Origin of the sequence: Acidovorax sp. 106, from assembly GCF_003663825.1 — a bacterium.
Lineage (GTDB): Bacteria > Pseudomonadota > Gammaproteobacteria > Burkholderiales > Burkholderiaceae_C > Acidovorax.
The window spans coordinates 2,180,743-2,192,778 of record NZ_RCCC01000001.1; the positions used below are offsets into that span (position 1 = coordinate 2,180,743).

A 12,036-nucleotide genomic window follows, 5' to 3' on the forward strand; every position below is an offset into this window, starting at 1 on the left:
AAAGCCGCGTGTATCAAGCGCTGGTAGCTATGATTTTTGACGAAAAGGAAAGAGTCACATGAAATCGCTACTCGACCTGTTCAAGCAATTCACGCCGGATGAGCATTTCGATGCCATCCGCATCGGCATGGCTTCGCCCGAAAAGATCCGTTCGTGGTCTTTCGGCGAAGTGAAGAAGCCTGAAACCATCAACTACCGTACGTTCAAGCCCGAGCGCGACGGCCTGTTCTGCGCCAAGATTTTTGGTCCTATCAAGGACTACGAATGCCTGTGCGGCAAGTACAAGCGCCTCAAGCACCGCGGCGTGATCTGCGAGAAGTGCGGCGTTGAAGTCACGCAGACCAAGGTGCGCCGCGAGCGCATGGGCCACATCGATCTGGCCGCGCCTTGCGCCCACATCTGGTTCCTGAAGTCGCTGCCATCGCGTCTGGGCCTGGTGCTGGACATGACGCTGCGCGACATCGAACGCGTGCTGTACTTTGAAGCCTACGTGGTGACCGACCCTGGCATGACCCCGCTGAAGAAGTTCAGCATCATGTCCGAGGACGACTACGACGCCAAGCGCAAGGAATACGGCGACGAATTCATCGCCAAGATGGGCGCGGAAGGTATCAAGGACCTGCTGGAGTCCATCGACATCGACCTGTCGATCGAGCGCCTGCGTGGCGACTTGACCGGCTCCGAAGTCAAGGTCAAGAAGAACGCCAAGCGCCTGAAGGTGCTCGAAGCGTTCAAGAAGTCCGGTATCAAGCCCGAGTGGATGGTGCTGGAAGTGCTGCCCGTGCTGCCGCCGGACCTGCGTCCGCTGGTGCCGCTGGACGGCGGCCGCTTCGCGACCTCCGACCTGAACGACCTGTATCGCCGCGTCATCAACCGCAACAGCCGTCTGCGCCGTCTGCTCGAGCTGAAGGCCCCTGAAATCATCGCCCGCAACGAAAAGCGGATGCTGCAGGAAGCCGTGGACTCGCTGCTGGACAACGGCCGCCGTGGCAAGGCCATGACGGGCGCCAACAAGCGTGCCTTGAAGTCGCTGGCCGACATGATCAAGGGCAAGTCGGGCCGTTTCCGCCAGAACTTGCTGGGCAAGCGCGTGGACTACTCCGGTCGTTCCGTGATTACCGTGGGCCCAACGCTCAAGCTGCACCAGTGCGGTCTGCCCAAGCTGATGGCGCTGGAGCTGTTCAAGCCTTTCATCTTTTCGCGCCTGGAAGCCATGGGCATCGCGACGACGATCAAGGCTGCCAAGAAGGAAGTCGAATCCGGCACGCCCGTGGTGTGGGACATCCTGGAAGAGGTCATCAAGGAACACCCCGTGATGCTCAACCGTGCGCCTACGCTGCACCGTTTGGGTATCCAGGCCTTTGAGCCCATCCTGATCGAAGGCAAGGCCATCCAGTTGCACCCCCTCGTTTGCGCGGCCTTCAACGCCGACTTTGACGGTGACCAGATGGCTGTGCACGTACCGTTGTCGGTGGAAGCACAAATGGAAGCCCGCACGCTGATGCTGGCCTCCAACAACGTGCTGTTCCCCGCTTCGGGCGAGCCCTCTATCGTTCCTTCGCAGGACGTGGTGCTGGGCTTGTACTACGCCACCCGTGACCGTATCAACGGCAAGGGCGAAGGCTTGGTGTTCGCTGACACCGGTGAAGTGCAGCGTGCCCTGGACGCTGGTCAGGTCGAGCTGGCCGCCAAGATCACGGTGCGCATGACCGAGTGGACCAAGGACAAGGCCACGGGCGAATTTGTGCCCTCGACCTCGTTGGTGGAAACCACCGTGGGCCGCGCACTGCTGTCCGAGATCCTGCCCAAGGGCCTGCCGTTCTCCAACATGAACAAGGCGCTCAAGAAGAAGGAAATCTCGCGCCTGATCAACGTGTCCTTCCGCAAGTGCGGTTTGAAGGAAACGGTGGTGTTTGCCGACAAGCTGCTGCAAAACGGTTTCCGCTTGGCCACCCGCGCTGGTATCTCCATCTGTATCGATGACATGTTGGTGCCTCCACAAAAGGCCGGCATCATCGAGCGCTCCGAAAAGGAAGTGAAAGAGATCGAGCAGCAGTACGTCTCCGGTCTGGTCACCTCTGGCGAGCGCTACAACAAGGTGGTGGACATCTGGGGCAAGGCCGGTGACGACGTGTCCAAGGTGATGATGGCCCAACTCTCGAAGCAAAAGGTGATGGACCGCCATGGCAACGAGGTGGACCAGGAATCCTTCAACTCCATCTACATGATGGCCGACTCCGGCGCCCGTGGCTCTGCTGCCCAGATCCGTCAGGTGGCCGGTATGCGGGGTCTGATGGCCAAGCCCGACGGCTCGATCATTGAAACGCCTATCACCGCGAACTTCCGCGAAGGTCTGAACGTGTTGGAGTACTTCATCTCCACCCACGGTGCCCGTAAGGGTCTGGCCGACACGGCGCTGAAGACGGCCAACTCCGGTTACCTGACCCGCCGCCTGGTGGACGTGACGCAGGACTTGGTTGTGACCGAAGAGGATTGCGGCACTTCCAATGGCTCGCTGATGCGCGCCATCGTTGAAGGCGGTGAAGTGATCGAATCGCTGCGCGACCGTATCCTCGGCCGCACGGCGGCGGAAGATGTGCTGCACCCCGAAAACCGCTCGGTCCTGATCCCTGCGGGCACGATGCTGGAAGAGGACCTGATCGAAGAGATCGAGGCAGTGGGCGTGGACGAAGTGAAGGTGCGCACAGCCCTGACCTGCGAAACGCGCTTTGGCCTGTGCGCCAAGTGCTATGGCCGCGACTTGGGCCGTGGCGGTTTGATCAACCTCGGCGAAGCCGTGGGTGTGATCGCTGCCCAGTCCATCGGTGAGCCTGGCACGCAGCTGACCATGCGTACGTTCCACATCGGTGGTGCCGCTTCGCGTGCTGCCATTGCTTCCAGCGTGGAAGCCAAGTCCAACGGTGTGATCGGCTTCAACGCCACGATGCGCTACGTGAGCAACACCAAGGGCGAGCTGGTCGTCATTGCGCGTTCGGGTGAAATCATCATCCACGACGAGCATGGCCGCGAGCGTGAGCGCCACAAGGTGCCTTACGGTGCGACCCTGACGGTGAAGGCCGACCAGACCATCAAGGCTGGCACCATCCTCGCCAACTGGGATCCGCTGACACGCCCCATCATCACCGAGTTCGCCGGTCAGACCAAGTTCGAAAACGTCGAAGAAGGTCTCACCGTTGCCAAGCAGGTCGATGAAGTGACCGGTTTGTCTACGCTGGTGGTGATTGACCCCAAGCGCCGTGGCGCTGCCAAGGTCGTCCGCCCCCAAGTGAAGCTGATCGACGCCCAAGGCCAAGAAGTGAAGATCCCTGGCACCGACCACTCGGTGACCATCGGCTTCCAGGTGGGCGCTCTGATCCAGGTGCGCGATGGCCAGGACGTGGGCCCCGGCGAAGTGCTGGCCCGTATCCCGGTCGAAGGTCAGAAGACCCGCGACATTACCGGCGGTCTGCCCCGTGTGGCCGAACTGTTCGAAGCCCGCACTCCGAAGGACAAGGGCACGCTGGCAGAAATGACCGGCACCATTTCGTTCGGTAAGGAAACCAAGGGCAAGGTCCGCTTGCAAATCACCGACCCCGAAGGCAAGGTGTGGGAAGAGCTCGTGCCCAAGGAAAAGAACATCCTGGTGCACGAAGGCCAGGTGGTCAATAAGGGCGAATCGATTGTGGACGGCCCAGCCGACCCGCAAGACATCCTGCGCCTGTTGGGCATCGAAGAGCTGTCGCGCTACATCGTGGACGAAGTGCAGGACGTGTACCGCTTGCAAGGCGTGAAGATCAACGACAAGCACATTGAAGTGATTGTTCGCCAGATGCTGCGCCGTGTGGTGGTCGAGAACATCGGTGAGTCCAACTACATCAGCGGTGAACAGGTCGAGCGCTCCGAGATCCTGAACACCAACGATGCACTGCAGTCCGAAGGCAAGATCACCGCGACCTACAGCAACTTGCTGCTGGGTATCACGAAGGCTTCTCTGTCCACCGACTCGTTCATCTCGGCCGCTTCCTTCCAGGAAACGACCCGCGTGCTGACCGAAGCCGCGATCATGGGCAAGAAGGACGAACTGCGTGGCCTGAAGGAAAACGTGATCGTGGGCCGCCTGATCCCTGCCGGCACCGGCATGGCTTACCACCAGGCACGCAAGGCCAAGGACGCCATGGACGACGCCGAGCGCCGCGCCATCGCCGAAGCCGAAGCGGCTGAAATGGCTGCCTCTGCGGACGAGCCAGAATCAGAAAGCAGCGTGTCTGCCTCTGACGCCGCTGCAGACTAAGCCCTTGGGCGCCGTCTAAAACGCTCCCGACCTGCCTCCCGGCGGGCCGGGAGCGTTTTTCATGGGCGCGCCGCTTTGTCTGTTTGCCCTCTTTACCTTTTTATTTGCTTGTCCCGCGTCGCGCCTGAAGGGGTGGTGCCAAGCTCTGGTGTATGTGGTCGTCCCCCCTGTTCTGGATATTGGTTGCCGTCTTGGTGTTTTGGTCACTGGGGGCCTATAACCGTCTGGTTCGCCTCAAGGCCGCCGCGCAAGCCGCTGGTGTGCACTTGCGCGGGTTGCAAAAGCGGTGCGCGCAGTTGCCGCGCGATTGGGTGGCCGCTGGACCCACGCCAGCTTTGCCTGTGTCCCAGGGGCCTGGCCATGCCCCGCAGGTGCACACGGAGACCTTGTTGGCCGCGAGTGACCTATTGGACAAGGCCTTGTCACCAGCCAAAGCCCCGTTGCCACCGCAAGAGCCGCATGCCAGTGCCCAAGAGGCGAGCCTAGTGCTGCAAAATGCATGGGCCGATGCCATGCAGGCTGCGGCAGGTTCTGAGTGGGATGTGGCCGCATGGCAGGCGCGCTGGGCAGAGTTGCAGGCGCTGCTGGTGCCAGCACAGCGGGGCTATGAAGAGGCTTCGCAGGCGTACCTGGGTGCCATCCGCCAGTTTCCCGCCAGCGTCTTGGCCCGTGTGGTGGGGTTCGGGCCGCTGTAGGTGGATATCGCTCGGGCACCGCTGGGGGCCTAGGCAGCTTTCCGTTTGAATCTATGTTGTGCGCGCTTGCATGCTGTGTGCGGGCGTGTGCAAGGCTTCTTTTTTCCTGCTGTGGCGCGCCCTGTTGTGCCGCTTCGTTTTCCTCCAATCCATGAACTCACCCACCCCACGCCATGCGCGTTCTGCCCGCCCCGCCGCGGCAACCAAGGCCGATCGGCCTAAAGCCCCCGCTTTGCCCACGCAAGGAGGGGCGCCTAGCGCAAGCATGCCTGTGCCTTTGTGGCAGCAATTGACGGCCGTGGCCCAGGCGCTGCAGGCCATACGCGGCGGGCAATCGGGGACGGCGGCGGTGGATGCGGTGGAGCCCCGTCTGCGCCCCGGGGTGCAGGCGCTGCTGTTTCAGGTGCTGCGCCAGTTGGGGCGGGCCGATGCCCTGCGCAGCCAACTGGTGGCCCGCAAGCCCCCACCTGCCGCCGATGCGCTGCTGTGCACCGCCTTGGCCCTGGCCTGGGACCCGCAGGCGGCACCCTACGAGCCTTTCACCCTGGTCAACCAAGCGGTGGAGTCGGCCAAGCGCGGGCAGGCCACGCGGGGCCAGGCTTCGTTCATCAACGCTTGCCTGCGGCGTTTTCTGCGCGAGCGCGATGCCCTGGTGGCTGCCACCGATGCCGATCCTGTGGCCCGTTGGAATCACCCGGCCTGGTGGATTCGGCGGGTGCAGCAGGATTACCCCAGCGACTGGGAGCGCATCCTGCAAGCCAACAACGCCCACGCACCCATGGCTTTGCGCGTTAATCAACAAAAATGCACGCTAGCGCAATATCAACAAGCGCTGGCAGCTATTAATTTGGTAGCAACCGAGGTGGGCGGCTATGGGCTGGAGCTGGCCCAGCCGGTGCCTGTGCAGGCTTTGCCGGGCTTTGCCGACGGCTGGGTGTCCGTGCAAGACACGGCCGCACAGCAGGCGGCGCCTTTGCTGCTGCAGGGGTTGGACTTGACGCAGCCCCTGCGGGTGCTGGACGCTTGCGCCGCGCCGGGGGGCAAAACCGCGCATTTGCTCGAACACGCCCCTGTGGGTGCTGCGCTGCAGGTCACGGCGCTGGAGGTGGATGCCGTCCGCAGCGAACGCATCCATGGCACGCTGGCCCGTTTGGGGTTGTCGGCCCAGGTGCTGGTGGCCGACGCTGCCCGGCCGCAGGACTGGTGGGCGTCGCAGTGCGGCGGGCAGCCCTTTGATGCCATCTTGCTGGATGCGCCGTGCACCGCCTCGGGCATTGTGCGCCGCCACCCGGACGTGCGCTGGCTGCGCCGTGAGTCGGACGTGGCCCAATTGGCACAGTTGCAGGCCCGCATCCTGGCCGCGCTGTGGCCCCTGCTCAAGCCCGGCGGGCGCCTGTTGTACTGCACCTGTTCGGTCTTCAAGGCCGAGGGCGATGCACAGATGCAAACGTTTCTTACACACAACACCGACGCACGATTGCTACCCTCGCCGGGTCATTTAATTCCCCGAATCGGGGACAAGGCTGGGGCTGTCCCGGACAATCCACTGGGTGATCACGACGGATTTTTTTACGCTCTGTTGCAAAAATCAGCGCAATGAGTCGCCCCCGGCTCATTGGCTGCGCCTTTTCCTGTGCTGCTGGGCGCTGTGGTTTGCCTTGCCTGCAGCGGTCATGGCGCAGTCCGATGCGCCGGAGGCCCCCGGTCTGCGCGTAGAGCGCGCCGATGACGCGCTTTATTTGGCCGCGTCGTTGAACTTCAGTTTGCCGGACCTGGCCGAGGACGCCCTGAACAAAGGGATTCCCATGTTCTTCGTGATGGAGGCCCAGGTGCTGCGCGACCGTTGGTACTGGTCCGACCGGGTGGTGGCTGAAGCCACACGCTACATGCGCCTCACTTACCAGCCGCTCACCCGCCGCTGGCGCCTGAACACCTCGACCGTGCCCTTCACCAACAGCGGCCTGGGGGTGGTGCTGGGGCAGAATTTTGATGACCTGGACGAGGCCCTGTCCGCCATGCGCCGGGTTTCGCGCTGGCGCATTGGCAGTGCCGACGCGATCGACCCTGATGCCGCGCACACCGTGCAGCTGCGCTTTCGGCTCGACATGTCGCAGCTGCCACGCCCCCTGCAGATTGGGGCCGTGGGCCGCTCAGACTGGAATCTGTTGGTGTCCCGTATCCAGCGCATCGCGCCGCGCGCTCTGCTATGAGCCAGCCTTCGCCAGCATCGGGCAGCATTCCCGCTCCGTCGGCCTCTGCCGCGACCGCTGCCCGCGCCTCCAAGGCCGTGCGTTGGGCTGTTGGGGTGGGGGCCGCCACCATGGTGGCCATCAGTATGGTGCTGCTGTTCTTGCTGACGCTGGCCACCAACAACCGCGCTTTGTACGAACGCAACTACGCCTGGCTGTTTGGCGTGAACGTGCTGGTGGCCCTGCTGCTGCTGGGGGTGCTGCTGTGGATCGCGGTGCGGCTCACCCTGCGGCTGCGCAAGGGCCGTTTTGGCAGCCGTTTGCTGGTCAAGCTGGCCGCCATCTTCGGTCTGGTGGGGCTGCTGCCCGGCGTGTTGATTTATGTGGTGTCGTACCAGTTCGTCACGCGCTCCATCGAGAGCTGGTTCGATGTGAAAGTGGAGGGTGCCCTGGTGGCAGGGGTCAACCTGGCGCGGGTGTCGCTGGAGTCGCAGGCCGCCGACATGGCCGCCAAGACGCGAACCGCTAGCGCGCAGGTGGCGCAGGTGTCCAGCACGTCGGCCGGGCTCATGCTAGAGCGGGTCCGTGATCAGCTGGGAGCCACCGATGTGGTGCTTTGGAATGCCACAGGTCAGCCCATTGGCAGCGCTGGGCAATCCCGCTTCAACCTGAACCCGGAACGCCCCAGCAGTAGCTTGCTGCGCACGGTGCGTGACCAACGCTCTGTCACCCAAATCGAAGGGCTGGATGACCTGACGGACCCGGCCGCGCTGCAGATGGCCCGCGTCAAGGTGTTGGTGTTGGTCACCAGCCCCGGCTTGGGTTTGCTGACCGAGCCGCGCTTTTTGCAGGCCACCCTGCCGTTGCCGCCTGCTTTGGTGTCCAACGCCATTGACGTCCAGGAAGCCAATCGCGAATACCAGGAGCGCGCCCTGGCGCGCGGGGGGTTGCGGCGCATGTACGTGGGCACGCTCACACTCAGTTTGTTTCTGGCCGTGTTTGGGGCCGTGCTGCTGGCCGTGTTGCTGGGCAATCAACTGGCACGGCCGCTGCTGGTGTTGGCCGAAGGCGTGCGCGAGGTGGCCGCCGGCAACCTCAGCCCCAAGGCCGCGCTGCAAGGCAAAGATGAGTTGGGGGGGCTCACCCGCTCGTTTGCCCTGATGACGCAGCAACTGGCCGACGCCCGAACGGCGGTGGAGCAGAGCATGGTCAAGGTGGACGCATCGCGCTCCAAGCTGCAGACCATTCTGGACAACCTCACTGCGGGCGTCATCGTGCTGGGTGAGCACGGCCTGATTCGCTCGTCCAACCCCGGTGCTACCCGTATTTTGCGAGCCCCTATGGCCGCCTACGAAGGGCGGCCATTGTCTGAGGTGCCGGGGCTGGCCGAGTTTGCCGCAGCGGTGGAGCGGCACTTTGCCGCATTTTTGGGCGACCGTGACCATCATGGGCTGGACCATTGGCAGCAGCCGTTTGAGCTGCACGCATCGTCTTCCGGTGCTGGGCAGCACGCAACCAGCCTGGTTGCGCGGGGGGCTGAGCTGCCCGATGGCACCAAACTGTTGGTTTTTGACGACATTTCGGAGATTGTTTCAGCCCAGCGCGCGCAGGCTTGGGGCGAGGTCGCTCGGCGTCTGGCCCATGAAATCAAGAACCCCCTGACGCCCATCCAGCTGTCTGCCGAACGGTTGGAAATGAAGCTCTCAGGCAAGGTTCCGCCCCCCGAGCAGGCCATCCTCACCAAGTCGGTCAAGACCATCGTGGACCAGGTGGACGCGATGAAGAGGTTGGTCAACGAGTTCCGTGATTACGCCCGGCTGCCAGCCGCCGAGTTGCAGTCCTTGGACCTCAATGCGCTGGTTGCCGATGTCTTGCATTTGTATGGCGAAGAAAACGCGTCCGTCCCCGTGAAAGCCGAGCTGGACCCGCGTTGCCCGAGGATTGCAGGCGATGCGCAGCAACTTCGCCAGGTGGTACACAACCTGCTGCAAAACGCCCAGGATGCCACCGAGCAGGCGCGCGCGGAAGGTCGATCGGACGAGTTTTTGGTGCGCATTTCTACCCGTGTGAGTGAGACATCGGGGCGGGTGCGGCTGACCATTTCTGACAGTGGAACGGGCTTTCCGGCGCACATTTTGCAGCGCGCTTTCGAGCCTTACGTCACCACCAAAGCCCGGGGCACGGGGCTCGGTTTGGCTGTCGTTAAAAAGATCGCCGACGAGCACGGTGCCCGCATCGACCTGTCCAATCGCATGGACGGCGATGTGTTGCGTGGCGCGCAAGTGTCGTTATCATTCGCCCCTGAACCCGCGGTGGCGTCTTAGGAAGCCTCCGCACAACTCCTGCGGGCTGTGTTAGTGCACACCTCGGGCAGTCAGGTGTGTCGCTTTGCCATCATTGGCCCCTGCGTCAGAGCAGGGGGCAGTCACAGCCCAAGCCACCTCGTCTGCCGGGCCAGCTGCTGGCTTCCAGTTGTGCAGAGCGTCCTCCGCGACACCGTACCGCAGCATTCCTTGGCGCTTCAAAATACACATGGCAAATATTCTGGTGGTCGACGACGAACTTGGTATTCGCGACCTGCTGTCCGAAATCCTGAACGATGAAGGCCACAGCGTGGACCTGGCGGAAAATGCCACCCAGGCCCGCGCTGCCCGTTTGGCCAACCAGTACGATCTGGTGCTGCTGGACATCTGGATGCCCGACACCGATGGCGTCTCGCTGCTCAAGGAGTGGGCTGCTGCAGGCGTGCTGACCATGCCCGTCATCATGATGAGCGGGCATGCCACCATCGACACGGCCGTGGAGGCCACGCGCATCGGGGCGTTCTCCTTCCTGGAAAAGCCCATCACCATGCAAAAGCTGCTCAAGGCCGTGGAGCAGGGCCTGGCCCGCAACAGCGCGCGCCATGCAGCACCTGCAGCGGTGGCTTCGGTGTCGCTGCAGTCTGTGGTGGACGTCGCGCAGGTGCCCATGGCGGCCATCGTGGTGGCCTCTGCGGGCGACAGTGGGCCCCATGCCCACCAGGGCTTTGATCTGGACCGCCCTCTGCGCGAAGCGCGCGATGGTTTTGAGAAGGCGTATTTTGAATTTCATCTGGCACGCGAAGGCGGCTCCATGACGCGCGTGGCAGAGAAAACCGGGCTGGAGCGTACCCACCTTTACCGCAAGCTGCGCCAGTTGGGCGTAGACCTGGGACGCGGAAAACGCAATTAATTTTGAAATTTGCCGTTTTGGGGCAAATTCTCTGGCTATAATTTGAGGCTCAGGCCCGGTAGCTCAGTCGGTAGAGCAGAGGATTGAAAATCCTTGTGTCGGCGGTTCGATTCCGTCCCAGGCCACCAAATCAAAAAGCCCTTGATCCAAAAGATCAGGGGCTTTTTACATTACACAGGCCTTTGCGCCCGGCTGGCCGTGCTCTGCGGTGCAGGCTTGTGGTCCCGTCCCCCTCGGTGTCTATGCTGGTCTTGCCCATTGAGGCCTCCGCGTGGCCCGGGCGTTGGGTGCGTTGGCTTTCTCTCTATCTTGGGCGGCGCCTTGCGCGCCTTGCCCTGCTACAGCAACGGTTCAAGATGGCTCTCCTGCAGGATGTCACGCTCGGTATCGACTTTGGTACCTCCAACTCGGCCATGTCGGTACGCCAAGGCAGCGGCCCCGCGCGCATGATTTCGCTCGAAGGCGATGCGCGCACCTTGCCCACGGCCTTGTTCTTCAATACCGAAGAGCAGCGCACGCACTTCGGGCGCGATGCGATTGCGCAGTACCTGGAGGGCACGGAGGGGCGCTTGATGCGTTCGCTCAAGAGCCTGCTGGGCAGCGCGCTGCTGCAGGACAAAACAGCGGTGCATAACCAGCTGATCAGCTACCAGGACGTGATCAGCCTCTTTTTGCGCATGCTGGCGCAAAAGGCGCAGGCCGAGCTGGGTGGCATGCCCGGGCGCGTGCTGATGGGGCGCCCGGTGCACTTTGTGGACGATGACCCCACCCGCGACCAGCAGGCCGAGGACGCGCTGCGGCAAGCGGCCCTGGATGCGGGGTTTGAGAACGTGTCGTTCCAGCTGGAGCCCATCGCGGCGGCTCTGGACTATGAGCAGCGCATCGACCATGAGGCCGTGGTGTTGGTGGTGGACATTGGCGGCGGTACCTCCGACTTCACGGTGGTGCGACTGGGGCCTGGGCGCATGCAGCGGGCTGATCGCCTCAACGATGTCCTAGCCACCACCGGGGTGCATGTGGGCGGCACGGACTTTGACCGCCGCTTGAGCCTGGAGCTGTTGATGCCATTGCTGGGCTTCAGGCACCTGGGGTCCAGTGGGCGGGAGGTGCCCAGTCGGGTGTTTTTTGACCTCTCAACCTGGCACTTGATCCAGTGGCTGTATTCGCCCAAAGCGCTGCGCGATGCGCAGAACCTGCGCACCGACTACGCCAACCAGCAACTGCACGCACGCTTGATGACGGTGTTAAACGAGCGCTTGGGCCACAAGCTGGCCAATGCCATGGAGCAGGCCAAGATTGCCGCATCGGTGAGCGATGCCATGGCCCCGGTGGCGCTGGACTGGATCGAGCCAGCGCTGGCCTCCGGCGTCAGCCCTGAGGGGCTTGCGCAGCATTTGACGTCCCCCCTGGCCCAGGTGGTGCAATGTGCCCAGCAGTGCTTGCAACTGGCGGGGCTGCAGGCCAGCGACTTGCAGGCCATCTACCTCACTGGGGGCTCGTCCGCGTTGCGCCCATTGCGCCATGCGCTGCGCGTGGCCTTCCCCGACACCGCACAGGTGGAGGGGGATCTGTTTGGCGGCGTAGCCTTGGGATTAGCCGTTGCGCCGTAATGGAAATTTGCTATTAAAAATATAGCTGCTAGCGCTTA

The 12,036-nt window shown here is 62.9% G+C and carries 7 protein-coding genes and 1 tRNA gene; all 8 read left to right on the forward strand.

The genetic code is table 11. The features are described 5' to 3' along the window. Positions 1-58 precede the first annotated feature (58 nt). The 8 genes from rpoC to C8C98_RS09780 all read left to right on the forward strand — a co-directional run bounded on the left by rpoC (position 59) and on the right by C8C98_RS09780 (position 11,998). Positions 59-4,291 (forward strand): DNA-directed RNA polymerase subunit beta', encoded by a 4,233-nt coding sequence (gene rpoC / locus C8C98_RS09745; RefSeq protein WP_121454096.1) that lies wholly within the window; start codon positions 59-61, stop codon positions 4,289-4,291. Between the two features lie 152 nt (positions 4,292-4,443). Then, positions 4,444-4,986, forward strand: coding sequence for a LemA family protein (locus C8C98_RS09750; RefSeq protein WP_147436357.1), 543 nt, complete (start codon positions 4,444-4,446; stop codon positions 4,984-4,986). A 265-nt stretch (positions 4,987-5,251) separates the two neighbouring features. Then, complete coding sequence (gene rsmB, locus C8C98_RS09755) at positions 5,252-6,586, forward strand: 16S rRNA (cytosine(967)-C(5))-methyltransferase RsmB (RefSeq protein ID WP_121456171.1); 1,335 nt, start codon at positions 5,252-5,254, stop codon at positions 6,584-6,586. 73 nt (positions 6,587-6,659) lie between these two features. Further along, positions 6,660-7,196, forward strand: coding sequence for a DUF4390 domain-containing protein (locus C8C98_RS09760; protein ID WP_121454098.1), 537 nt, complete (start codon positions 6,660-6,662; stop codon positions 7,194-7,196). After that, complete coding sequence (locus tag C8C98_RS09765) at positions 7,193-9,499, forward strand: ATP-binding protein (protein ID WP_099742839.1); 2,307 nt, start codon at positions 7,193-7,195, stop codon at positions 9,497-9,499. The genes C8C98_RS09760 and C8C98_RS09765 overlap by 4 nt, the downstream gene beginning before the upstream one ends. Positions 9,500-9,707: 208 nt before the next feature. Next, entirely contained in the window at positions 9,708-10,388 is a 681-nt protein-coding gene (locus C8C98_RS09770; protein WP_099657628.1) for a response regulator, read from the forward strand. Between the two features lie 52 nt (positions 10,389-10,440). Then, positions 10,441-10,516, forward strand: a tRNA-Phe gene (locus tag C8C98_RS09775). Between the two features lie 228 nt (positions 10,517-10,744). Continuing rightward, entirely contained in the window at positions 10,745-11,998 is a 1,254-nt protein-coding gene (locus C8C98_RS09780; protein WP_121454099.1) for an Hsp70 family protein, read from the forward strand. Positions 11,999-12,036: the final 38 nt, after the last annotated feature.

Bases quoted from the DNA above. Each gene is read 5' to 3' on its own strand.
- rpoC (WP_121454096.1), top strand. From the start codon at position 59: ATGAAATCGCTACTCGACCTGTTCAAGCAATTCACGCCGGATGAGCAT.
- C8C98_RS09750 (WP_147436357.1), top strand. From the start codon at position 4,444: ATGTGGTCGTCCCCCCTGTTCTGGATATTGGTTGCCGTCTTGGTGTTT.
- rsmB (WP_121456171.1), top strand. From the start codon at position 5,252: ATGCCTGTGCCTTTGTGGCAGCAATTGACGGCCGTGGCCCAGGCGCTG.
- C8C98_RS09760 (WP_121454098.1), top strand. From the start codon at position 6,660: ATGGCGCAGTCCGATGCGCCGGAGGCCCCCGGTCTGCGCGTAGAGCGC.
- C8C98_RS09765 (WP_099742839.1), top strand. From the start codon at position 7,193: ATGAGCCAGCCTTCGCCAGCATCGGGCAGCATTCCCGCTCCGTCGGCC.
- C8C98_RS09770 (WP_099657628.1), top strand. From the start codon at position 9,708: ATGGCAAATATTCTGGTGGTCGACGACGAACTTGGTATTCGCGACCTG.
- C8C98_RS09780 (WP_121454099.1), top strand. From the start codon at position 10,745: ATGGCTCTCCTGCAGGATGTCACGCTCGGTATCGACTTTGGTACCTCC.